Source organism: Limnohabitans sp. Rim28, from assembly GCF_000293865.2.
Classification (GTDB): Bacteria; Pseudomonadota; Gammaproteobacteria; order Burkholderiales; family Burkholderiaceae_C; genus Limnohabitans_A.
Window position 1 is genome coordinate 209,086 of the sequence record NZ_ALKN02000004.1, and the last position, 21,062, is coordinate 230,147.

Genomic DNA, 21,062 nt, shown 5'->3' on the forward strand with positions numbered 1-21,062 from the left:
CCCTCATCAGCCCGCAAAGCTTCGGCCTTGCGGGCTGTTTCTTTGGGGGGTCGCTCGGGCACAATGGATTGCATGCACGCACCCGCCTTGTCTTCACCCACTTGGACCGCCATCACCACCGAGCCCGATGGCTTGGGCGAATCGCCCTTTTGGCACCCGCAAGAGCAGCATCTGTATTGGGTGGACATTCCGGGTCGGCGCATCGCGCGTGTGGCGGTGCAGGGCCTGCAGGCGCAAGGCCCGGTGGAGTACTGGCCTTTGACGCAAGAGCCCGGTTGCATTGCGCCTGTGCAAGGTGGCGGTTTGATCATGGCCTTGCGCGATGGCATTTACCTTGCACGCGAATGGGGCGGCCCCTTGCAGCTGCTGGCGGCAGCGCCCTACGACACCAGCAAGCAACGTTTCAACGATGGCAAGTGCGACGCCCAAGGCCGCTTTTGGGTGGGCAGCTTGTACGAACCCAAAGACCAGGCGTTGGGTGCGCTGTTCAGGCTGGACGGCCAAGGTCTGCACGCCATGTTGGGTGACACCAAAGACGAGGCACATGGTGGCGTGGTCACTGCCAATGGCCTGGCCTGGTCACCCGACAGCCGCACCGCCTACTGGGCCGACACCGCTGCGCACCAGGTGCGGGCTTTTGACTTTGATACCGCAAGCGGCCAACTCAGCCACCCCCGCGTGTTCTACCAAGCCATTCCTAAATCCGCAGGCTGGGCCTGGGGAGGCGCCACGCCCTACGGCGGCCGACCCGACGGCGCGGCGGTGGACGCAGAAGGTTGCTACTGGTCCGCCCAATACGAAGGCGGGCGCCTGCTGCGCATCGCGCCCAGCGGGCAAGTGCTGGCCGAAGTGCCCACCCCGGCCCTGTGCCCCACCATGCCCTGCTTTGGCGGTGCGGACCTGAAAACCCTGTTCATCACCACCGCCCGCCATGGCCGCAGTGAGCAAGAGCTGGCGCACTACCCCGGTGCAGGGTGTGTGTGGGCGATGCGGGTGGAGGTGGCGGGGGTGCCGGTGAATGTTTATCGGGCATGACCCGCGCAATTTCCCACAACCTGCCCGTTCAAAAAATTCACGCACGCGTCAGGGCGTGGGCGTTACCATCTTTGACCATGGAAGCTCTACTCAATTCCCTCACCGATGCCGTGCGCCAGGCGGGTGCGGATGGCCGTGTGCTGCGTTTGCGCGGCGGCGGCAGCAAAGATTTTTGGGGCCAAAGCCTCACGGGTGAGGTGCTGGACACCCGGGCTTATGCGGGTATCGTCAGTTACGAGCCCAGTGAGCTGGTGGTCACGGCGCGCTGCGGCACGCCGCTGGCCGAACTGGAAGCCGCCCTAGCCGAAAAAGGCCAGTGCCTGGCGTTTGAGCCACCGCACTTCGGACCCCATTCGACCGTGGGCGGCATGGTGGCTGCAGGCCTGAGCGGCCCAGCCCGCGCCACCGCTGGCGCTGTGCGTGACTTTATTTTGGGTGCCCGTTTCATCAACGGCTTGGGTGAGCACCTGACGTTTGGCGGCCAGGTCATGAAAAACGTGGCCGGTTACGACGTGAGCCGCCTCATGGCCGGCAGCTGGGGCACGCTGGGCCTGATCACCGAGGTCAGCCTCAAGGTCTTGCCGGTGGCCCCGGCCGAAGCCACGCTGATGATCGCGGGCCTGGCCCAGGGCCCCGCGCTGAATTTGTTGCACCGCTGGGGCGGGCAGCCCCTGCCTTTGAATGCCAGCGCCTGGGTGCGCGACCCCACGGCCCAGCCGGAGGCCGATTATTTGTTTGTGCGTCTGCGCGGTGCGGTGGCCGCGGTGCAGTCGGCCATGGCCCGGATGGGTGCCGATGCGCTGGCGCTGGGCGCTCAGGTGCAGGCCATGGACAAGGCCGAAGCCGCGCAAGACTGGCGTGCCAGCGCCGAGCAGACGCTGCCGTTTTTTGACGCGCCCAGCCCGGATGACTGCCTCTGGCGCCTGTCGGTGCCGCAAACCGCGCCGGTGCTGGACTTGCCGTATGCCCAATACATCGAATGGCAAGGTGCACAGCGCTGGTTGTGGGCACCCGCTTCTGCGGCCTTGGCCTTGCGTGGGCTGGCGCAATCGGTGGGTGGCCACGCCACCCTGTTCCGTGCCAGCGCCGCACATGCCGAGCTGGACAAAATCGCCGGCGTGAACACCCCGCTGGACGCCGTCCAGCAACGCATCCAGCAACAATTGCAAAAGCAGTTCGACCCGAAAGGCGTGTTCGCCACCGGTCGCATGCACCCCCTCTGAGGCGAATCGTCATGCAAACCAAGCTCGCCCCCGAATACCAAAACACCCCCGATGGCCTGGCGGCCGAAGCGATTCTGCGCAAGTGCGTGCACTGCGGCTTTTGCACCGCCACTTGCCCCACCTACCAGCTGCTGGGCGACGAGTTGGACGGCCCGCGTGGCCGCATTTACCTGATGAAGCAGGTGCTGGAAGGCGAAACGCCCACCCGCAAAACCCAGATGCACCTGGACCGGTGCCTCACCTGCCGCAACTGCGAAAGCACATGCCCGAGTGGCGTGCAATACGGCCACTTGGTGGACATTGGCCGCAAGCTGGTGGACGCCAAAGTCGAGCGCCCTGCTGGTGAAAAGCTGGTGCGCTGGGCGCTGAAAGAAGGCCTGCCTTCGCCCCTGTTTGCCCCGGCCATGAAGATGGGCCAGATGGTGCGCGGCCTGCTGCCCGAAAGCCTGAAGGCCAAAGTGCCCGCGCCGCAAGACGCCGGTGCCTGGCCCACGGCGCAGCACGCCCGCAAGGTGCTGATGCTGGCCGGCTGCGTTCAGCCGAGCATGAGCCCCAACATCAACACCGCCACCGCCCGCGTGCTCGATGCCGCAGGCATCCAGGCTGTGACGGCTCCCAAAGCCGGTTGCTGCGGCGCGCTCAAATTCCACCTGAACGACCACGATGGCGGCAAAGACCACATGCGCGCCAACATCGACGCCTGGTGGCCACTGGTCGAATCGGGCGAGGTCGAGGCGATTGTGATGAACGCTTCGGGCTGCGGCGTGATGGTCAAGGACTACGGCCATGTGCTCAAAGACGATTCGCTTTACGCCGACAAAGCCGCCCGCATCGGCGCGCTGACGAAAGACCTGAGCGAGCTGCTGCCCGAGCTGGTGCCTTTGCTCCAAGCCAAGATCAAACCTGAGGCGCTGCAAGCCGCAGGCCTGCAGGCCTACCACCCGCCTTGCACGCTGCAACATGGCCAGCAACTCAAAGGCGGTGTGGAAAAGCATTTGAGAGATCTGGGCTTTCAGATCAAGGTCACCGCCAACGAGTCGCACCTGTGCTGCGGCTCGGCCGGCACTTACAGCGTGCTCAACCCGGATCTGTCCAAGCAGCTGCGCGACCGCAAGCTGGGTCACCTGAATGCGCTGCAGCCCCAAGGCGTCATCAGCGCCAACATCGGCTGCATCACGCACCTGCAAAGCGGCAGTGGCCTGCCGGTGCGGCATTGGGTGGAGTTGCTGGACGAGGCGATCAGCGGCTCTTGATCGCGTCTCCAAGTCCTTTCGCCCATCCGACAAGACCCGTATCCAGCCGCACGGAAATGCTGGCAGATGTAGTATTCAACGCTCAATGGCATACCGCGCTTGCAAAGCGCACTCACAGGACTTGACGATGGCGATACCTTGGTTGATGGCGCTCAAAGTGATTCCCTGGGGCGACGTGATCGAACACGCGCCTTCGGTGCTCAAGGCTGCACGCAAGCTGATGGACCGTCAACCCGCTCAGCCTACCGGTCAAGCGGGCACCCCCGCAACCACCCCTGTGAGCGCGGTGCCGAGTCTGGGCGAACTCAAAAATGCCCTGATCGCTGCGCAAGGCCAGATCGAGCGCCAAGCCCAGACCCAGCGCGAACTCACCGAAACCCTGGCCGAGTTGGCCGAACAAAATGCGCGCCTGATCAGCACCGTGGAAGTGCTGCGCCTGCGCACGCGGGTGCTGGTGTGGGGCGGTGCAGTTGTGTTGCTCTGGTTGGCCGTATTGACTTGGCAGGCCTGAACGGGCTCAGGCCCGAGATGGCGCAGGCCCAGTTCGGGCAACAGGTCAAGCCGCCAGCGCTGCCTCAATGTCCTTGGCGATTTTCTCGGGCGCATCCTGCGGTGCATAGCGCTTGATCACACGCCCATCGCGCCCCACCAGAAACTTGGTGAAGTTCCATTTGATGGCCTTGCTGCCCAAAATGCCGGGCGCTTCGGCGGTGAGCCATTGGTAAAGCGGGTGGGCACCGTCGCCATTGACTTTGACCTTGCTCATCATCTGAAAGCTCACGCCGTAGTTTTTCTGGCAGAAGTTGGCAATTTGCGTGTCGTCGCCCGGGTCTTGGCTGGCGAACTGGTTGCAGGGAAAGCCCAGCACGGCCAAGCCTTGGTCGGCATAGGATTTGTGCAGCTTTTCCAGGCCGGTGAACTGGGGCGTGAAGCCGCAGGCGCTGGCGGTGTTGACGATCAGCATCACTTGGCCCTTGTAGCGCGACAGGGGCACGGTTTGATGGTCGATGCTTTGGGCTTCGAGGTCGTAGAGGCTCATGGTGTGCTTAGCGGTCAGGGTTGGTGGAATCGGGCTGCGACTTGTTTGCTGGTTAGGCCATCAATTTGACGGGTTGAAAGCGAATTGTTCGATGGCGGTATATGCCTCCTCCGATGCGCCGAAAAACATATGAAATCCTGAGCTGCAGGGATTTTGAGGCTGCGCTTCACCGCCTTTTATCAAGACATATTCCGTTCTCGAAGGGTTCGTTTTTTGTTGTTGGTCATAAACCGCTTTGGTTCTTGCTGGCAATGTTTTAGAACACTGCTCCCGCTCATGGGCTAAAAAAAGGATGGGTATTTTGGTCTTATCGTTAAAGTCTGCACCATGACGAGCTGCGCTAAAAATGGCCCCGGCGATCAGGTCCTCTTTTTGTGACTTCTGAAGCGCTTTGTAAAACTCAGTGATGCTCACAGCCCCATTGCTATGGCCCATGATCCAGACAGGCAGCGAGTACATATCCTTGAAGTGACGAACGACACTTTCTATACGGAGCAGATGTTCATTGGCTTGTCGTGAAGTGGGGTAATCGATTCCTGGAAGGTTAATGGGCGAGTCAAAAACCACCACATTGAAGGCGCCACGGCTTAATTTTTCATCACTTAATGGCTTGAGCGTATTTCCGTAAAAGCCACCTAAGTTTTTACGATCAGGGGTTAGGCCAATTCGGCCCTCTCCGCCGGGGATAAAGACCAACGTGGCTTTGGCTTGTTTGGCTGGCCATAAAAAACTGAGGGTTGGCGCATCACTGAACAAAAACCCTTTCTCTTTGAATTCGACGCTCACCACCTGCGCAAACGCCCATGCGTGCGTCAGAAAGCCGATTCCAAAAATAAGCCATTTAGACATCACAATCCTCCGCAGTGTTGGCGCAACAGTCGGCTAGAACGCTCTAGAGTTTCAGCCTTTCTTTGAACTATAGCCAATCACCGACAAAGCTGCCGCTAACATAATGAGGGCCCCGCCGATCAGGGTGCGGCTGTCCCAGCTGGAGGCGCCCAGCAAGACCGAGGACACGCTGGCAAACAGCACCTCGGACAGCATGACCAGGGCCGTCGTGTGGGCTGCAAGTCGGGCAGCGCCGTATTGCAGCGCCAAGTTGCCCAACAAAAACGAGAGGCTCAGCAAGGCCACCAGGGGCAGCCAGCCCCAAGTGGGGGCCGCGCCGATGGCCACCACCCCTGTGGCCAAACCCGCAATCGCTGCCAGCGTGGCCATGACCGCGCCGCCGCCAAACATGGCCAGGGTGCGCGATGCGCTGGGGCTGTCCTTGAGCTTGAGCAGCAAGGCGTTGGTGATGGCAAAAGTCAGGCCGCCCATCAGCGCCAGCCCATCGGCCAGGCTTTCGGGCACCGGCCAAGGCGTTTCGGGGGTTTTGAGCACGATGAACAAACCGGCCAGCGCCAGCACCAAGCGCACCAGGGCCATGGGTGTGGGCTTTTCACCCAGCAGCCACCAGGCCACCAGCACCGACCAAGCGGGCATCAGATAAAACAACAACACCACGCGCACCACGTCGCCCACGGTCACAGCCCAGTTGAAGCCGACATTGGTCAGGCCCGAGGCGAGCAACAAGAGCCACAGCCCGGGGTGGCCGCGCCAGCTCTGAAGTTGCCCACTGCGCCAAAGCCAAAGGGCGATGGACACGAAGACAAAGGCGTAAACCAGCGCCGTGGCCCACAGTGGATGCAGACCTTGTGCTTCGAGCTGTTTGAAGGGCCACCAGCACACGCCCCAAACAAAAGCGTTGAACAGGAGCCCGGCGACCGCCAGGCTTTTGGGGGAGGTGTTGCCCATGGAGGGCAGATCAGGAGGCGTCGCCTGAGGCTTTGGCCGCCGCCAGCGTGGCTTGGCGCTTGCGCCACCAGCGCCAAACCAGCCAGGCCAGGCCGATGCCCAGCAGGGCAAAAATGCCATGCTGGAACTGGCGCAGCACGCCAAACATCCAGTCCCAGTTTTGCGCACCAAAGTAACCCAGGTAGACCCAGATCGGCACGCTGATCAGGGCTGCAAAGCCGTCCATGAAGAACCAGGTGCCGAAGCTCACACGGCGGCTCATGCCGGCTGAGAAAAACACCGGCGTGCGCAAACCGGGCAGAAAGCGGGCCACGAACATGACCCATTTGCCGTATTTTTCAAAAGCTTCTTGTGCACGGGCAAAGCGCTCGGGTGTGAGGATTCTGCGAAAACCGGGCAGTTTGGCAATGCGCTCGCCATACAGGCGGCCCAAAGTGAACATCAGACCATCACCCACCATCACGCCCGCCATGCCCACGGCAAACATGGTGTGCACATCGGCATGCCCCAAACCTGCGATCACGCCGCCTGTGACCAGGGTCACATCCTCAGGAACGGGTACACCAAAACCGCAAATGAGCAACATCACAAATACAGCCAAATAGCCGTATTGGGTGAAGATGGGCATCAGAAACTCAAAAACTTCCATGGATTTCAAGGTTTGGCCGCTTAAAAAAACCCCTGGCGAAATGCAGGGGCTCAGCAGGCTGCGCGCCAGTGTAAAGCATTTGTAAGCCCCTTCCAGAGACGGGTCAGGTCGCTGTGGTCCCACACTTTGGGGTCGATTTGACAGGGCTCGTCGGGCCGCTTGCAGGGGGGGACTTTGCTGGCACACTTGCGTGTGTTCGTCAGTCCTTTTGCACACCCATGCCCCGCCCGATACAAGCCACCATTCACCCTCAAGCCTTGCGCCACAACCTGAACCGGGTGCGCCTGGCCGCCCCTGATGCGCAAGTTTGGGCGGTGGTCAAGGCCAATGCGTATGGGCATGGCATTGAGCATGTGTTTGAGGGGCTGCGTGGTGCCGACGGATTTGCCCTGCTGGACTTGAGCGAGGCCCAGCGCGTGCGTGCTTTGGGTTGGCGCGGTCCGATCTTGCTTTTGGAGGGGGCCTTTGAGGCGCGCGATCTTGAACTGTGCTCGCGTCTGAACCTGTGGCACACGGTGCATTGCGACGAGCAGATCGACATGTTGGCGCTTCACAAGACGCACGAGCCGCACCGTATTTTTCTGAAAATGAACTCTGGCATGAACCGGCTGGGCTTTGCTCCCCAGCGCTTTCGTTCGGCCTGGACGCGCTTGAACGCTTTGCCTCAGGTGGATGAAATTTCGCTCATGACCCATTTCAGCGATGCCGACGGCCCCAAAGGCATCGCCGCGCAAATGGCCCTTTTTGAAGAAGCCACCCGTGATTTACCCGGTGAACGCAGTTTGAGCAACAGCGCTGCAGCGCTGCGCCATGCGCAGGACGGGGCCGTGAAGGCCGATTGGATTCGCCCTGGTATCGCGGTGTATGGCAGTTCGCCCGACTTTCCTGAAAACAACGCGAGCGATTGGCATTTGCAGCCAGTCATGAGTTTGAATGCCCAGGTCATTGCGGTGCAGTCACTGCAAGCGGGCGACAGTGTGGGCTATGGCTCCAGCTTTGTGGCCGATGGGGCCATGCGCATCGGTGTGGTGGCCTGTGGTTATGCCGATGGCTATCCGCGCATCTGCCCCACCGGCACGCCGGTACTGGTGAATGGGCAGCGCGGCCGTACGGTGGGGCGGGTCAGCATGGACATGTTGACCGTGGATTTGAGCCCCTTTCCGGATGCCGGTGTGGGCAGTACCGTCACGCTTTGGGGACGGTCGGTTTCGGGCCCGGTGCTCAGCATCGATGAGGTGGCACAAAAGGCAGGCACCGTGGGCTATGAGCTCATGTGCGCGTTGGCGCCGCGGGTGCCTGTGGTGGTGGCCGACTGAAAGTTTGCTGCGCGGGGGACATGGCCCCCTTGCGCTTGGCCGCACAATTGTTTTCATGCCCTACCGCACCCCACCGCACCCCCATGACCAACGTGCCTTGGTGGTGGCGCTGGTCTTGATCGTCATCTGGGGCGGCAATTTCACCCTGCAAAAGTACCTGTTTGACCTGATCACGCCAGGTGGTTTTTTGTGGGCGCGTTACCTCATCATGCCCGTGTGTGCCTTGCTGCTGATGCGTTGGCGCATGGGCGCTTGGCTGCCTCCCTTGCCGCGCAAGGACTGGATGCACATGGCCTGGCTGGGTTTCATTGGCCATTCTTTGCACGTGGGTCTGGTGACTTACGGCATCCATTGGTCCACGGCGTTTTCCAGCTCGGTCATTTTGGCCTGTGGCCCGATCTTCACTTTGCTGATCTTGCGCGTACAGGGCCTAGAGCGTTTGACGAGCGCGCAAATAGCGGGGGTCACATTGGCTTTCGGCGGCGTTTTGATGTTCTTGTCCGACAAACTGTTGGGGGGCAACTGGCGGGCGGGTGGCGGTGACTTGGTGTTGTTGGTCGCTGCATCTCTTTTTTCTTACTACACGGTGGCGGTAAGGCCTGTGATGCAACGGCATGGGCCTGTGCTGACCATGGGCTATGCGACCTTGTTGGGTGGTTTGCCAGTGATGCTGCTGTCGGTGCCTGCTGGGCTGGAGGCCAACTGGTCGCTGCTCGATTTTTGGGCTTGGGTGGGCTTGTTTTGGTCGGTGTTGGTGTCGGCCTTTTTGGGCTGGCTGGCCTGGGGTTGGATCAACACGGTGCGGGGGGTGGCCCGGTCTGCGCCCCTCATGTACCTCATGCCGCCGATGGCGGGCCTTTTTGCTTGGGCGCTGTCTGGCGAGCACTATACCTGGATCAAGATTGCCGGGGCGGGCGTGACCTTGCTGGGCGTGGCTTTGGCCCAATATGCCGGGCAAATCAAATGGCGCATGCGCTGAGCCGAGTGGTCGTCATCACTTGAACCAAGTGTCGTAGGCGGTTTTGCAGATCAAGGCCAAGACCACGAAGATGAAGACTTGGCGCACAAAGCCCGAGCCGTGTTTGAGCGCCAAGCGCGTGCCGATCAAGCTGCCCACGATGTTGGCCACCGCCATGGCCAGCGCCAAATGCCACCAGACATGGCCTTGGTAGGCGAACAGCATGAGGGCTGAAAAATTGGTCGCCACATTGATGAATTTGGCCGAGGCAGAGGCGTTCAAGAAGTCATAGCCCAGCCAACGCACATAGGCAAACACCAAAAAACTGCCCGTTCCGGGACCAAAAAACCCATCGTAAAACCCGATCGTCAAGCCAATGCCAGAGGCGACCCAAATCTCTTTTCGGCCGGTAAAGCGGGGTGCGTGCTCGCGGCCCATGTCCTTTTTGGCCAGTGTGTAGACCAGCAAGGCGACCAGCATGACGGGCAGCGCCTTGCGAAACAAGGCGGGGTCGACTTGCGTGACCACCCATGCCCCGATCACCGAGCCCACCAGGCCCGCACCTGCTGCAGGCAGCAAGGAGCGCCAAGGCATCACCACCTTGCGGCTGTATTGGAGAGTCGCAAAAGCAGTGCCCCAAATAGAGGCGCTTTTGTTGGTGCCAAACAAAGTCGCGGGGGGTGCGCCCGGAAAGGTGGCAAACAAGGCCGGTAGCAAAATCAGGCCGCCGCCGCCCACGATCGAGTCCACCAAGCCTGCCAGCAGCGAGGCCAGCGTCACAATCAATAAATCCATGGCAAGGATTGTGTCACCCCAAGGGCGCAAGGCCTGTCGCACAGTCGCTGATCAGCAGGCAAAAAAAAGCGCCGCTTGCGCGACGCTTGGGAAAGTACATCTCGTTCGGATGTTGGGTGATGTTCGAGTTCTTCGGGGTTCGAGTTGTCTCCTCGGCCCTCAAGATGCAGATACTGCTGTGCACCGAGTTGTTGCAATGTAAGGGATGCCGGTGGCGGTTTTTCTCAGGGATTTCCCGATCCGGGGGTAAATCCCTGTTTGGACCCGATGGCGTGCTGGCTCAGGCCGTCAGGGCGGCATCGGCCACGATCCACTGAGCGGCTTTCTCTGCCACCATGAGCGTCGGGCTGTTGGTGTTGCCGCTGGTGATGGTGGGCATGACACCGGCGTCGACCACGCGCAAGCCGGTCACCCCGCGCACTTGCAAACGCGCATTGACCACCGCCATCGGGTCGTCATCGCGGCCCATGCGGGTGGTGCCCACCGGGTGAAAGATGGTGCTCGCAATGTCACCGGCCAGCTTGGCCAGCTCTTCGTCGGTTTGGTACTGCACGCCGGGCTTGAATTCTTCGGGAGAAAAAGGCGCCATGGCTGTTTGCGCCATGATGCGGCGCGTCACCCGCAGGCTGTCGGCGGCCACTTTGCGGTCCTCGTCGGTGGCCAGGTAATTGGGTGCAATGGCGGGGGCGTCTTCAAAGTGAGGCGTCTTGATCTGGACGGTGCCTCGGCTGGTGGGATTCAAATTGCACACGCTGGCCGTGATGGCTGGAAAGCTGTGCAGGGGTTCGCCAAAAGCGTCCAAGCTCAGGGGCTGGACGTGGTACTGGATGTTGGGCCAGGCACGGCTCGGGTCACTGCGGGTGAAGGCCCCCAACTGGCTGGGTGCCATGCTCATGGGGCCAGTGCGCTTGAGGGCGTACTCCAGGCCGATTTTGGCTTTTCCCCACAGGCTGCTGGCCAAGGTGTTGAGGGTGGTGGTGTTGCGCACTTTGTAAACCGTGCGAATTTGCAAATGGTCTTGCAAGTTAGCGCCCACGCCCGGCAGATCGACCAACACGGGGACACCTTTGGCCCGCAGCAACGCTGCTGGGCCAATGCCCGAGAGTTGCAAAATTTGCACCGAACCGATGCTGCCCGCGCTCAAGATCACCTCGGCTTTGGCAGATGCGTTGAGCGTTTGTCCTTGCCGCAACAACGTGGCACCTTCGCAGCGCATGCGACCATCAGGCTGGGGCGCCAGTTGCAGGGCTTGCACCCGGGTTTCGGTCCAGACCGTCAGGTTGGGGCGCTGCTGCGCGGGTCGCAAAAATGCTTTGGAGGCGTTCCAGCGCCAGCCGTCTTTTTGGTTCACCTCAAAATAGCCCACACCTTCGTTGTTGCCGGTGTTGAAGTCCGGCGTGGCCGGGATGCCAGCCTGCACCGCAGCTTGGGCAAAAGCATCCAGCACATCCCAGCGCAGTCGTTGCTTTTCGATGCGCCACTCGCCACCATGGCCGTGCAATTGGGCAAAGGCATCGCGCGCACCGCCATGCTGACGGGCAAATTCATGCGACAAAGTGGCGTCGAGCTTGTGGTGGTTTTCGTGCGCCTTGAAATCAGGCAAACACTGCCGCCAACGCCAAGCATCGTCTCCCGTGACTTCGGCCCAATGGTCGTAGTCGCGCGATTGACCGCGCATGTAAATCATGCCGTTGATGCTGCTGCAACCACCCAGCGCTTTGCCGCGCGGGTAGCGCAGGCTGCGACCATTCAAGCCCTCGGCCGGTTCGGTTTGATAAAGCCAATCTGTGCGCGGATTGCCAATGCAGTACAAATAACCCACCGGAATGTGGATCCAGTGGTAGTTGTCTTTTTTGCCCGCCTCCACCAGCAAGACCCGCTTGCTGGGGTCGGCGCTGAGCCGGTTGGCCAGCAAACACCCCGCTGTGCCCGCGCCGATGATGATGTAGTCGAAGCTGTTGTCGTTCATGGTTTTGACCTTGACTTCTCGGTTCACGATTGTGCACGCCAACCAGCCATGGAGGCCCAGCAAGTGCAGCAAGGGTGACTGGACGGGGCCGTAGGGCCGATTTGCTGGCGCAAAGCGACTGATGAGGCCCTGCGACCCCGGCCAGTCACCTTCGCGGAAAACAGAAATGCGGCTCTTGAAGTCACTTCACTTGGCCGTGGGCATCACAAACTCCGCGCCTTTGCCAATGCTCTCGGGCCAGCGCTGCATGATGGACTTTTGCTTGGTGTAAAAACGCACGCCCTCTTCGCCATAGGCGTGCATGTCGCCAAACAGCGAGCGCTTCCAGCCGCCAAAGCCGTGCCAGGCCATGGGCACGGGGATGGGCACGTTGATGCCCACCATGCCCACTTGGATGCGGCGCGCAAACTCACGCGCCACGTTGCCATCGCGGGTGAAGCAGGAGACGCCGTTGCCAAATTCGTGGTCGTTGATGATCTGCACCGCGGTGGCAAAGTCGGGCACGCGCACGCAACTCAAGACCGGGCCAAAGATTTCTTCTTTGTAGATCTTCATGTCGGTGGTGACGTGGTCAAACAGCGTGCCGCCGAGCCAGAAACCTTGCTCGCAACCGGCACCCGCCTTGGCGCCATCAAACTCGCGGCCGTCGATCAAGAGCTTGGCGCCTTCGGCCACGCCGGCGTCGATGTAGCCCTTGATGCGTTGACGCGCTGCGTCGGTGACGATGGGGCCCATTTCGGCGGCGAGGTTTTCGCCGTTGAGGACCTTCAAGGTCTTGGTGCGTTCGATCAGTTTCGGGATGATTTTGTCGGCCACATCGCCCACCAGCACTGCCACGGAAATCGCCATGCAACGCTCACCGGCTGAGCCGTAACCCGCACCGATCAAGGCGTCCACGGTCTGGTCGATGTCGGCGTCGGGCATGACCACCAAATGGTTTTTCGCGCCGCCCAAGGCCTGCACGCGCTTGCCATGGTGGGCGCCTGTCTCATAAATGTAGTTGGCGATCGGGGTGGAGCCGACGAAGCTGATGGCTTTCACATCGGGGTGCTCCAGCAAGGCGTCCACGGCTTCTTTGTCGCCTTGCACCACGTTGAACACGCCGTCGGGCAAACCGGCTTTTTTCAGCAACTCGGCCATGAACAGCGAAGGCGTCGGGTCGGTGGGGCTGGGTTTGAGGATGAAGGTGTTGCCCGCGGCAATGGCGACGGGGAACATCCACATGGGCACCATCACGGGGAAGTTGAACGGCGTGATGCCCGCCACCACGCCCAGGGGCTGGCGCAGGGTCCAATTGTCGATGCCGGTCGACACCTGGTCGGTGAAGTCGCCCTTGAGCAACTGCGGAATGCCTGTGGCAAATTCCACGATGTCGATGCCGCGGCTCACTTCGCCTTGCGCGTCGGTGAAGACCTTGCCATGCTCGGCGGTGATCATGTGGGCCAGCTCGTCCTTGTGCAGGTTCAGCAACTCGAGAAACTTGAACATCACGCGGGCGCGGCGAAGGGGCGGCGTGTCGGACCAAGCGGGGAATGCGGCTTGGGCAGCGGCCACGGCCCGGGCCACTTCCGATGTGTTGGCCAAGGCCACGTTGCCGGTCACGGCACCGGTGGCGGGGTTGGTCACGCTCTGGCTGCGGCCCGAAGTGCCTGCGGCCACTTGGCCGCCCATGTAATGACCGATTTGGGAAATGCTCATTGGGGACTTTCGTTGGGAATGTGGGAGCGCGCGTCTGGGCGCGAATGTTTTGTGCAGCGTGGCAAGTGTAGGCACCCTCGCCACCCGTCACAAGATCCTAAAACTGAATTGATTGTTCAAAATAGTGAACAATGCGTACATGGAAGAGCAAAAGATCAACACCCTCTGGACCCATCTGCACTGGCTGAGCGTGCTCGCACAGCAAGGCAGCTACACGGCCGCCGCCGCCCGCCTGGGCGTGAGCAAGGCCGCCATGAGCCAGCGCATTGCCGAGCTGGAGCGTGCGGCCAAGGTCACCCTGGTCCAGCGCACCACCCGCAGCCTGCGGCTGACCGAAGCGGGGCAAAAACTGGTGGACGAGACCCGTGCTTCGTTTGAGCAAATCGAGCAGAGTTTTGCCCAGGTGCGCGACCTGGCCGAGCAGCCCAGCGGTTTGTTGCGCGTGACCGCGCCGGTCGCCTTTGCGCGCCAGCAACTCGTGCCTTTGCTCGCCGACTTCTTGAAGGACTATCCCGACGTGCGCATCGAGTTGGACATGTCTGACCGTTTGAGTGCCTTGACCACCGAGGGCTTCGATCTGGCGATCCGCCACACGGCCCGCCCGCCCGATACCCATGTGGCTTGGGCGCTGTGCGCGACCGAATCGGTGCTGGTGGCCACCCGCGCCTATTTGCGCAAACAGGGCGAACCGCAAACCCCTGCGGACCTGCAGGCCCACAATTGCCTGCATTACCCCCGCTCACAAGACACCCCCGTTTGGACCTTTGAGCCGCGACACCCCACAGAGGGTGATGAGCGCATCACGGTCCCGGTCATGGGCAATTTGGCGGCCAACAACAGTGAGGCGCTGCGCGAAGCCGCCTTGGCCGGCGCAGGCATTGCCCTGCTGCCCGACTTCAGTGCCCAAGCCGCCTTGCGACAAGGCAAACTGGCGCAGGTGTTGCCCCAGTGGAAACCGGTGGGTGCTTTCGCTGAAACCATTTACGCCATCCGGCCCTATGCACCGCATGTGCCCCGGGCCGTGACGGCCTTGGTGGACGCTTTGCGCAATGGCTTGGTGCAGGGGTTCGCTTAGTGGTCAGTGTCCGGCCAGCACTGGAAACAGCTTGTGCAGCCCGTCGGCCATCACTTCCACGGCCAGTGCCGCCAAAATCAAACCCATGAGCCGCGTCATGACGTTGATGCCGGTTTTGCCCAGAATGCGGGCAATCGGGGTGGCCAAGGAGAAGCACAAGGCCGTGGCCAGCGCGATCACCACGCCGTAGCCCACCAGGGTGGCCAGTTGGGCAAAGTCTTTGGCTTTTTCGGCGTAAATCACCACGGTGGACATGGTGGCCGGGCCCGTCAGCAGGGGGATGGTCAGCGGCACCACAGCGATGCTGGCCCCCATGGCGGCTTTGGCTTCGGCGTCGTGCACCTCATCGGCGTTGGCGCGGGCTTCGGCGGGCTGGGCGTTGAGCATGGACAAGGCCGCTGTCAGCAACAGCATGCCGCCGCCCACTTGAAAGCTGGCCAGCGAGATGCCGAAAAACGCCAGTATTTGCAGACCCAGCAGGGCGCTGGCGGCGATCACCACGAAAGCGCTGAAAGACGACACCCAAATGGTGCGTTGCCGCTGCGCGTGGCTAAAGCCCTGCGTGTAGTGGATGAAAAACGGGACGATGGCCAAGGGGTTGACGATGGCCAGCAGGGTGATGAGCGGTTTGAAGTCCATCACCGCATTGTGCAGGCTTCAGGGTGGGGCCGTGGTGGCCGGTGTGCGGCGGCGGAACATGCCCCAGCCTTCCATGTGCAGCACTTTGTCGCCGTGCTGGTTGAACATTTCCCACAGGTTGCGCGTCATGCCCACATCGGGGCGCTTGCCCATGGGCTTGGTCTCCAGCACGGTGCTTTGCAGGCGCAGGATGTCGCCCGGATAAACCGGCTTGAGCCACTTGATGCCCTCCAGCCCCGGTGAGCCCAGGCTGGAGGTTTCGCACAGGAAGTTGGTCACCATCAGCCGCATGGCCATCGAACAGGTGTGCCAGCCGCTGGCCGACAAGGCGCCAAACACCGAGGCTTTGGCCGCTTCGTCGTCCAGGTGAAAGGGCTGAGGGTCAAACTGGGTGGCAAAGGCAATGATCTCTTCGCGGGTGGGCGTGATGGTGCCCAGATCGCGCACTTGGCCCACGGCCATGTCTTCCCAAAAGTATTTGATCCCGGCCATCAACGGCCCCCGGAGACGTCAATCAAACTCATGGTGGTGTAGCTGGCGGCGTCAGACAAGAGCCAGACAATGCTTTGCGCCACCTCGTCGGCGGTGCCGCCGCGTTGCATGGGCACCAGGTGCTGCAGGTCTTTCACGCGGTCCGGCAGGCCGCCAGAGGCGTGGATTTCGGTGTCGATCAAGCCCGGGCGCACGGCGTTGACGCGCACGCCTTCTGCCGCCACCTCTTTGGCCAGGCCCAAGGTGAAGGCGTCAATCGCCCCTTTGGCCGAGGCGTAGTCCACATACTGGCCGGGCGATCCCAGACGGGAGGCGGCACTCGAAACGTTGACGATGCTGCCGCCTTCACCGCCGTAGCGGGTGCTCATGCGGCGCACGGCTTCGCGGGCGCAAATCAGGCTGCCCATCACGTTGATGTCGAACATGCGTTTCAAGCGCGCGACACTCATGTCGGCCACGCGGGCATAGACGTCGACCACGCCCGCGTTGTTGACCAGGCCCGACAGGCGGCCCAGCTTGGCGTCGATGTGTTCGTACATGCGCATGACCTGCGCTTCGTCGGCCACATCGGCCTGGACCGCGATGGCATTGCCGCCTGCACTGCGAATTTGGCGCACCACCTCATCGGCAGCGAGCGAGTTGGCGGTGTAGTTCACGGCCACCGTCCAGCCCTGCTGGGCGGCCAAAAGGGCTGTGGCGGCCCCGATTCCCCGACTGCCACCGGTCACCAACAAGACCTTGTTCATCGTGTGTCTCCTGCAAAAATGGTTTGTTGCGGTTAAAACCGCACAGCCCAGATTACACAACGCACAAGGAGACACCATGGGTCGCACAGTGGACTATTACCTCGCCCCGCAAAGCCCCTGGGCTTATTTGGGCCACCAGCGCTTGGCCGACATCGTGCACCGCACCGGCGCCACCGTGCGCGTCATGCCCATCGACTTAGGGGGCAAGGTCTTCCCGATTTCGGGTGGGTTGCCTTTGGGTCAGCGAGCCCCGCAGCGCCAAGCCTACCGCTTGGTGGAGTTGCAACGGTTTAGCCAGCACCTGAATGTGCCATTGAACCTCAAGCCCAAGTATTTCCCGGTGGGGGGGGACGATTCGGCCCGTTTGATCATTGCCGCCGATCTGGCCCAAGGCCCATTGGCCGCCCTGAAAATCGCCGGTGCGATTTTGACCGCCTGTTGGGCCCAAGAGCGCAACATGGCCGATGACAAGGTCCTGGCTGAACTGCTCAGCGAGCAGGGCTTACCGGTTCAGTGGATGGATGCTTCGCGCAGCCAAGCGGTGCAGGAGCGGTATGAAAGCTACACCCAGGCGGCCATCGATGCGGGTGTTTTTGGTGCCCCCAGCTATGTGGTGGAGGGCGAGATTTTTTGGGGCCAAGACCGACTCGAATTTGTCGAGCGTGCATTGGCCCGTTGAAGCGTGTTGACCAACCAGGAGATGTGCATGGGAACGATGATCGAGCTCAAAGCGGCAGATGGCACCATGGTGCCTGCTTACGTGGCGCACCCTGTGGGTGCGCCCAAGGGCGCCGTGGTGGTGATTCAGGAGATTTTTGGGGTGAACAGCCACATTCGCCAGGTGGCCGATGGTTACGCTGCTGAGGGCTATTTGGCTGTGGCCCCAGCCGCTTTTCACCGCGTCAAGCCCGGGGTGGAGCTGGGTTACACCGACGCCGACATGGGCGAGGGTTTTGGCTACAAAACCGCGGCAGAGGCCTTGCCTGCGCCGGGTGTGATGCAAGACATTCAGTCTGCCGTTGACCATGCAGCCCAAGTGTCGGGTGGCAAGGTGGGCATCGTCGGTTATTGCTGGGGCGGTTTGCTGACCTGGCGTGCGGCCTGCACTTTGTCGGGCTTGAGTGCTGCTGTGCCGTATTACGGCGGTGGTGTGACCACCGAGGCCGAAACCGCCCGTCACCCGCAAGTGCCCGTCATGGCGCACTTTGCCGAAGAAGACCGTTGGATTCCGATGGACACGGTCGAAGTCTTTCAAAAAGCGCACCCCGAAGTGGCTGTTCACACGTATGCCGCGCACCATGGTTTTAACTGCGACCAGCGCGGCTCATGGCATGCGCCTTCGGCCCAACTGGCGCGTGAGCGCACGTTGGCATTTTTCAAACAGCACCTGGGCTGAGTGCCCGGCATGGCGGGAGATGGACGGGCGAGGTTTTTGGCCGGGTTCAGTCGCCCGTGCGTGCCAAGTAGCGTTTGCGCCAAAACACCAAGCCCATGGTCAGCGCAATCGCACCCATGCTGCCGAGCGTCCACCAAAAGGCGCTGGTGGTGTGCAGCCAAGGGATGAACTCGAAGTTCATGCCAAAAATGCCTGCTATCAGGTTCAAAGGCAAGAAGATGGCGGTCAGCGCCGTCAGTGTGCGCATGATGTCGTTGGTGCGGTTGCCCTGTGCATTGAAATGCATTTGCACGGCGGTTTCGGTGTTGTGTTCCAGGCGGCGCACATGGTGCACCACCCGGTCAATGTGTTCCAGCACGTCGCGGCAGCGCACTTTGAGCAATTCGTGTTCGCGCAGCGCAGCCGGGTCGTCGTTGACCACCCAGTCGTCCAGGGTTTCGTTCCAGTTGAGCATGGCGGTGTGCTGGTCGTCGCACAGGTCTTCCAGCTGGTGCAAAGCCAAGCGGGCTTGCAGCAAGGCGTCCCAGCGCCGAAACCGGGTCTTGGGCTGAATCAATTCGGTTTGCCAATGGTCCAGCTGGCGGCTCAGTTCGCGACGCAAATCCAAATAGGCATCCACCATGTGGCTCACGATGCGCAGCATCAGGTCGGCTGAGCTCAAAGGGATGCCGCGTGCTCCGGCGGACCGTGGGTCCTGGCCGGTCGCTTGAACAGCCGTGGCGACCAGCAAGCGACTGGCATAAGCGTCTCGAACGGCACAGTCGTCAGGGTGCACGCTCAGAAGGACGCGGTCAAACACCGCAAAGCCCACCGGGCTGGTGTCGATGCGTTGAAGAATCGGGGGGCCGGGCCGCTTGGTGCGGGGTGGCTTCGGGCGCTCGGCTTGCGCCCGGCTGGGGCTTGCCGATTGTGGCGCCAGGCGGCGAAAGACCAACAGGTCGTAGTGCGAGGTGAAGTCGTAGCGCGAAGGCAGTTGACTGTTCAACAAGTCTGACACGTGCAGGTCGACCAAATGGTGGCCGGTCAGTTGCTGCAAGCAAGCCTGGACCTCTGGCAATTGGCGTTCAAATTGCGTTCTTGAGATCGCCAACCAGACAAAGCCTTGCACCGGCAAAGCGCCGGGCAAGTCAGGCAGAGAGGTCTCCGCGGGCAGGGCTTGAACCTGGCCATCGCTGATGCTGAATGCCCGCAATCCGGGCACGTTTTCAGAAAGGATGGCTTGGTTCAACGGGCCGCAATCCAGCGTGCGGCGTCGCGTGCAAAGTAAGTCAACACGCCGTCGGCACCGGCTCGCTTGAAGGCCAAAAGGCTTTCCATCATGACCAAATCGTGGTCCAGCCAGCCGTTTTGCGCGGCCGCTTTGAGCATGGCGTACTCCCCGGACACCTGGTAGGCAAAGGTGGGCACTTTGAACTCGTCTTTGACACGCCGAACGATGTCCAAATAAGGCATGCCGGGCTTGACCATCACCATATCGGCGCCTTCGGCCAAGTCCATGGCCACTTCGCGCAGGGCTTCGTCGCTGTTGCCCGGGTCCATCTGGTAGACCTTTTTGTTGCTCTTGCCCAAGTTGCCTGCCGAGCCGACCGCGTCACGGAAGGGGCCATAAAAGGCGCTGGCGTATTTGGCGCTGTAGGCCATGATGCGGGTATGGATCAGGCCCCGGGCTTCGAGTGCTTGGCGGATCGCGCCGATTCGCCCATCCATCATGTCGCTGGGTGCGACCATATCGACACCCGCTTCGGCTTGAGCCAGGGCTTGCTGTACCAGCACGGCCGTGGTGGCGTCGTTCAGGATGTAGCCGGTCTCGTCCAGCAGGCCGTCCTGGCCGTGGCTGGTGAAGGGGTCGAGTGCCACGTCGGTCATCACGCCCAGCTCGGGAAAGCGTTTTTTGAGTTCGCGCACCACGCGGGGCACCAAGCCCTTGGGGTTCATGGCCTCGCTGCCGGTCGGGTCCTTCAGGCTGGCGTCGATCACCGGAAACAGGGCCATCACCGGGATGCCGAGCTTGACGCAGTCTTCCGCCACGGGCAGCAGCAGGTCGAGCGACAAGCGCTCGACCCCGGGCATGGAGGCCACTTGCTGGCGCTGGTTTTGGCCGTCCAGCACGAACACCGGGTAAATCAGGTCGTGCGGCGTGACTTGGTGTTCGCGCACCAAGTTGCGGGTGAATTCATCACGGCGCAAGCGGCGTGGGCGATTGGCGGGGAAGGGGGCAACTGGGTTCATGGTGAAAATTGTGCCTGAAGTCCTCGCCAATGCCAAAGCCTGTCGAACCTGTCCAGTCGCTCAGGCAACAAGTCCGCCGTCAGCCCATCGTGTTTGTGCCATAAACATCAAAAGTTACATAAAAGACAAATTCAGACTTGTTATCGGTTTTGATATTTGATAAATTGACTTCGGGCAGCTTGCTGCCTCCCGCTTTACCTCCCTGAGCGGGGCCTGGAGACGGTAACGTTGACAGGTTTCCCACCCTCGGCCCCAGGCCGGGGGTTTTTTTTGCCTGCTCGCCTTGGGTGTGCGGCGAGAGCCATCTCTGACTACACTTGAGCCATGCTCTGGATCAAAGCCCTTCACATCGTGTTCATCGCCAGCTGGTTTGCTGGCCTGTTTTACCTGCCCCGAATTTTTGTCAATTTGGCCATGGTGGAGCCGGGTTCGGTGGCGGAAAGGGAGCGCTTGCTTTTGATGTCTCGCAAGCTTTACCGCTTCATGACCATTTTGGCGATACCGGCCTTGGCGCTGGGCTTGTGGCTGTGGCTTTATTACGGCATTGGGTTGGGCGGTGGGCAGGGGTGGATGCATGCCAAGTTGCTGATCGTGGTGGCGCTTTTGGCCTATCACCACAGTTGTGGCGTTTTGCTGCGCCAATTGGAAAACGGTCAGTCCCAGCGCAGCCATGTTTGGTACCGCTGGTACAACGAGGCCCCAGTGCTCATGATGGTGGCGGCGGTCATTTTGGTGGTGGTCAAACCCTTTTAA

General features: G+C 61.3%; 22 protein-coding genes. 10 read left to right on the forward strand and 12 right to left on the reverse strand.

The genetic code is table 11. The features are described 5' to 3' along the window. Positions 1 to 72: 72 nt before the first annotated feature. The 4 genes from B472_RS06685 (at position 73) to B472_RS06700 (ending at position 4,022) form a co-directional block, all read left to right on the forward strand. The gene (locus tag B472_RS06685) at positions 73 to 1,035 is read left to right on the forward strand and encodes an SMP-30/gluconolactonase/LRE family protein (protein ID WP_040505854.1); all 963 of its coding nucleotides are present in this window, start codon (positions 73 to 75) and stop codon (positions 1,033 to 1,035) included. 77 nt (positions 1,036 to 1,112) lie between these two features. Beyond that, positions 1,113 to 2,258, forward strand: a complete 1,146-nt coding sequence (gene glcE / locus B472_RS06690) for a glycolate oxidase subunit GlcE (protein WP_019426250.1) — start codon at positions 1,113 to 1,115, stop codon at positions 2,256 to 2,258. 11 nt (positions 2,259 to 2,269) lie between these two features. Continuing rightward, positions 2,270 to 3,511, forward strand: a complete 1,242-nt coding sequence (gene glcF, locus B472_RS06695; RefSeq protein ID WP_019426251.1) for a glycolate oxidase subunit GlcF — start codon at positions 2,270 to 2,272, stop codon at positions 3,509 to 3,511. A 127-nt stretch (positions 3,512 to 3,638) separates the two neighbouring features. Then, on the forward strand, positions 3,639 to 4,022 hold the full coding sequence (locus tag B472_RS06700; RefSeq protein WP_040505855.1) for a hypothetical protein: 384 nt from the start codon (positions 3,639 to 3,641) through the stop codon (positions 4,020 to 4,022). Between the two features lie 45 nt (positions 4,023 to 4,067). Here B472_RS06700 and B472_RS06705 read toward each other — a convergent pair whose 3' ends face one another. The 4 genes from B472_RS06705 to B472_RS06720 are packed head-to-tail and all read right to left on the reverse strand — an operon-like array spanning position 4,068 to position 6,975. Beyond that, positions 4,068 to 4,550 (reverse strand): glutathione peroxidase, encoded by a 483-nt coding sequence (locus tag B472_RS06705; protein WP_019426253.1) that lies wholly within the window; start codon positions 4,548 to 4,550, stop codon positions 4,068 to 4,070. Positions 4,551 to 4,610: 60 nt separating this feature from the next. Beyond that, on the reverse strand, positions 4,611 to 5,399 hold the full coding sequence (locus tag B472_RS06710; protein WP_019426254.1) for an alpha/beta hydrolase: 789 nt from the start codon (positions 5,397 to 5,399) through the stop codon (positions 4,611 to 4,613). A 51-nt stretch (positions 5,400 to 5,450) separates the two neighbouring features. Then, positions 5,451 to 6,347, reverse strand: coding sequence for a DMT family transporter (locus tag B472_RS06715; RefSeq protein ID WP_019426255.1), 897 nt, complete (start codon positions 6,345 to 6,347; stop codon positions 5,451 to 5,453). Between the two features lie 10 nt (positions 6,348 to 6,357). Beyond that, positions 6,358 to 6,975 (reverse strand): DedA family protein, encoded by a 618-nt coding sequence (locus B472_RS06720; RefSeq protein ID WP_238147397.1) that lies wholly within the window; start codon positions 6,973 to 6,975, stop codon positions 6,358 to 6,360. A 239-nt stretch (positions 6,976 to 7,214) separates the two neighbouring features. Between B472_RS06720 and alr the strand changes: the two genes are divergently transcribed. Both alr and B472_RS06730 read left to right on the forward strand, forming a co-directional pair. Next, entirely contained in the window at positions 7,215 to 8,312 is a 1,098-nt protein-coding gene (gene alr, locus B472_RS06725) for an alanine racemase (protein WP_019426257.1), read from the forward strand. Between the two features lie 55 nt (positions 8,313 to 8,367). Next, positions 8,368 to 9,291: a DMT family transporter gene (locus B472_RS06730; RefSeq protein ID WP_019426258.1), complete on the forward strand. Its 924-nt coding sequence runs from the start codon at positions 8,368 to 8,370 to the stop codon at positions 9,289 to 9,291. A gap of 15 nt (positions 9,292 to 9,306) precedes the next feature. Here the strand turns inward: B472_RS06730 and B472_RS06735 are convergent, their stop codons facing one another. The 3 genes from B472_RS06735 to B472_RS06745 all read right to left on the reverse strand — a co-directional run bounded on the left by B472_RS06735 (position 9,307) and on the right by B472_RS06745 (position 13,732). Then, positions 9,307 to 10,065, reverse strand: coding sequence for a TSUP family transporter (locus B472_RS06735; protein WP_026039415.1), 759 nt, complete (start codon positions 10,063 to 10,065; stop codon positions 9,307 to 9,309). Between the two features lie 280 nt (positions 10,066 to 10,345). Further along, a complete protein-coding gene (locus B472_RS06740; RefSeq protein WP_026039416.1) occupies positions 10,346 to 12,034 on the reverse strand; it encodes a GMC family oxidoreductase in 1,689 nt (562 codons plus the stop codon). Positions 12,035 to 12,220: 186 nt separating this feature from the next. Next, on the reverse strand, positions 12,221 to 13,732 hold the full coding sequence (locus tag B472_RS06745; protein WP_019426261.1) for a CoA-acylating methylmalonate-semialdehyde dehydrogenase: 1,512 nt from the start codon (positions 13,730 to 13,732) through the stop codon (positions 12,221 to 12,223). Positions 13,733 to 13,871: 139 nt separating this feature from the next. Here B472_RS06745 and B472_RS06750 point away from each other — a divergent pair, with 139 nt between their 5' ends. Continuing rightward, positions 13,872 to 14,807 carry a LysR family transcriptional regulator gene (locus B472_RS06750; RefSeq protein WP_019426262.1) on the forward strand — a complete coding sequence of 312 codons (936 nt, stop codon included), beginning with the start codon at positions 13,872 to 13,874 and terminating at the stop codon, positions 14,805 to 14,807. A gap of 3 nt (positions 14,808 to 14,810) precedes the next feature. Here B472_RS06750 and B472_RS06755 read toward each other — a convergent pair whose 3' ends face one another. From B472_RS06755 to B472_RS06765, 3 genes are read right to left on the reverse strand one after another with little or no spacing between them, the layout of a single operon-like run. Continuing rightward, positions 14,811 to 15,446 carry a MarC family protein gene (locus B472_RS06755; RefSeq protein ID WP_019426263.1) on the reverse strand — a complete coding sequence of 212 codons (636 nt, stop codon included), beginning with the start codon at positions 15,444 to 15,446 and terminating at the stop codon, positions 14,811 to 14,813. An 18-nt stretch (positions 15,447 to 15,464) separates the two neighbouring features. Beyond that, positions 15,465 to 15,938, reverse strand: a complete 474-nt coding sequence (locus B472_RS06760) for a MaoC family dehydratase (protein ID WP_019426264.1) — start codon at positions 15,936 to 15,938, stop codon at positions 15,465 to 15,467. After that, positions 15,938 to 16,684, reverse strand: coding sequence for an SDR family oxidoreductase (locus B472_RS06765; RefSeq protein ID WP_019426265.1), 747 nt, complete (start codon positions 16,682 to 16,684; stop codon positions 15,938 to 15,940). Before B472_RS06765 ends, B472_RS06760 begins: the two co-directional genes overlap by 1 nt. 76 nt (positions 16,685 to 16,760) lie before the next feature. Here B472_RS06765 and B472_RS06770 point away from each other — a divergent pair, with 76 nt between their 5' ends. Both B472_RS06770 and B472_RS06775 read left to right on the forward strand, forming a co-directional pair. Then, entirely contained in the window at positions 16,761 to 17,363 is a 603-nt protein-coding gene (locus B472_RS06770; RefSeq protein ID WP_019426266.1) for a 2-hydroxychromene-2-carboxylate isomerase, read from the forward strand. A gap of 27 nt (positions 17,364 to 17,390) precedes the next feature. Beyond that, positions 17,391 to 18,080, forward strand: a complete 690-nt coding sequence (locus B472_RS06775; protein ID WP_026039417.1) for a dienelactone hydrolase family protein — start codon at positions 17,391 to 17,393, stop codon at positions 18,078 to 18,080. A 46-nt stretch (positions 18,081 to 18,126) separates the two neighbouring features. On the opposite strand, the gene B472_RS06780 is transcribed toward B472_RS06775, so the two are convergent. Beyond that, positions 18,127 to 19,308, reverse strand: a complete 1,182-nt coding sequence (locus tag B472_RS06780) for a magnesium transporter CorA family protein (protein WP_019426268.1) — start codon at positions 19,306 to 19,308, stop codon at positions 18,127 to 18,129. After that, positions 19,305 to 20,309 carry a porphobilinogen synthase gene (gene hemB / locus B472_RS06785; RefSeq protein ID WP_019426269.1) on the reverse strand — a complete coding sequence of 335 codons (1,005 nt, stop codon included), beginning with the start codon at positions 20,307 to 20,309 and terminating at the stop codon, positions 19,305 to 19,307. The genes B472_RS06780 and hemB overlap by 4 nt, the downstream gene beginning before the upstream one ends. A 324-nt stretch (positions 20,310 to 20,633) precedes the next feature. On the opposite strand from hemB, the gene B472_RS06790 reads away from it, so the two are divergent. Further along, on the forward strand, positions 20,634 to 21,062 hold the full coding sequence (locus B472_RS06790) for a CopD family protein (RefSeq protein ID WP_019426270.1): 429 nt from the start codon (positions 20,634 to 20,636) through the stop codon (positions 21,060 to 21,062).

What these genes read in the sequence shown, in the direction of transcription:
- B472_RS06755 (WP_019426263.1), bottom strand. Translation starts at nt 15,446, where the DNA reads ATGGACTTCAAACCGCTCATCACCCTGCTGGCCATCGTCAACCCCTTG.
- hemB (WP_019426269.1), bottom strand. Translation starts at nt 20,309, where the DNA reads ATGAACCCAGTTGCCCCCTTCCCCGCCAATCGCCCACGCCGCTTGCGC.
- glcE (WP_019426250.1), top strand. Translation starts at nt 1,113, where the DNA reads ATGGAAGCTCTACTCAATTCCCTCACCGATGCCGTGCGCCAGGCGGGT.
- B472_RS06775 (WP_026039417.1), top strand. Translation starts at nt 17,391, where the DNA reads ATGGGAACGATGATCGAGCTCAAAGCGGCAGATGGCACCATGGTGCCT.
- B472_RS06770 (WP_019426266.1), top strand. Translation starts at nt 16,761, where the DNA reads ATGGGTCGCACAGTGGACTATTACCTCGCCCCGCAAAGCCCCTGGGCT.
- B472_RS06700 (WP_040505855.1), top strand. Translation starts at nt 3,639, where the DNA reads ATGGCGATACCTTGGTTGATGGCGCTCAAAGTGATTCCCTGGGGCGAC.
- B472_RS06735 (WP_026039415.1), bottom strand. Translation starts at nt 10,065, where the DNA reads ATGGATTTATTGATTGTGACGCTGGCCTCGCTGCTGGCAGGCTTGGTG.
- B472_RS06790 (WP_019426270.1), top strand. Translation starts at nt 20,634, where the DNA reads ATGCTCTGGATCAAAGCCCTTCACATCGTGTTCATCGCCAGCTGGTTT.
- B472_RS06750 (WP_019426262.1), top strand. Translation starts at nt 13,872, where the DNA reads ATGGAAGAGCAAAAGATCAACACCCTCTGGACCCATCTGCACTGGCTG.
- B472_RS06710 (WP_019426254.1), bottom strand. Translation starts at nt 5,399, where the DNA reads ATGTCTAAATGGCTTATTTTTGGAATCGGCTTTCTGACGCACGCATGG.
- B472_RS06765 (WP_019426265.1), bottom strand. Translation starts at nt 16,684, where the DNA reads ATGAACAAGGTCTTGTTGGTGACCGGTGGCAGTCGGGGAATCGGGGCC.
- B472_RS06715 (WP_019426255.1), bottom strand. Translation starts at nt 6,347, where the DNA reads ATGGGCAACACCTCCCCCAAAAGCCTGGCGGTCGCCGGGCTCCTGTTC.
- alr (WP_019426257.1), top strand. Translation starts at nt 7,215, where the DNA reads ATGCCCCGCCCGATACAAGCCACCATTCACCCTCAAGCCTTGCGCCAC.
- B472_RS06760 (WP_019426264.1), bottom strand. Translation starts at nt 15,938, where the DNA reads ATGGCCGGGATCAAATACTTTTGGGAAGACATGGCCGTGGGCCAAGTG.
- B472_RS06745 (WP_019426261.1), bottom strand. Translation starts at nt 13,732, where the DNA reads ATGAGCATTTCCCAAATCGGTCATTACATGGGCGGCCAAGTGGCCGCA.
- B472_RS06740 (WP_026039416.1), bottom strand. Translation starts at nt 12,034, where the DNA reads ATGAACGACAACAGCTTCGACTACATCATCATCGGCGCGGGCACAGCG.
- B472_RS06685 (WP_040505854.1), top strand. Translation starts at nt 73, where the DNA reads ATGCACGCACCCGCCTTGTCTTCACCCACTTGGACCGCCATCACCACC.
- B472_RS06720 (WP_238147397.1), bottom strand. Translation starts at nt 6,975, where the DNA reads ATGCCCATCTTCACCCAATACGGCTATTTGGCTGTATTTGTGATGTTG.
- B472_RS06730 (WP_019426258.1), top strand. Translation starts at nt 8,368, where the DNA reads ATGCCCTACCGCACCCCACCGCACCCCCATGACCAACGTGCCTTGGTG.
- glcF (WP_019426251.1), top strand. Translation starts at nt 2,270, where the DNA reads ATGCAAACCAAGCTCGCCCCCGAATACCAAAACACCCCCGATGGCCTG.
- B472_RS06705 (WP_019426253.1), bottom strand. Translation starts at nt 4,550, where the DNA reads ATGAGCCTCTACGACCTCGAAGCCCAAAGCATCGACCATCAAACCGTG.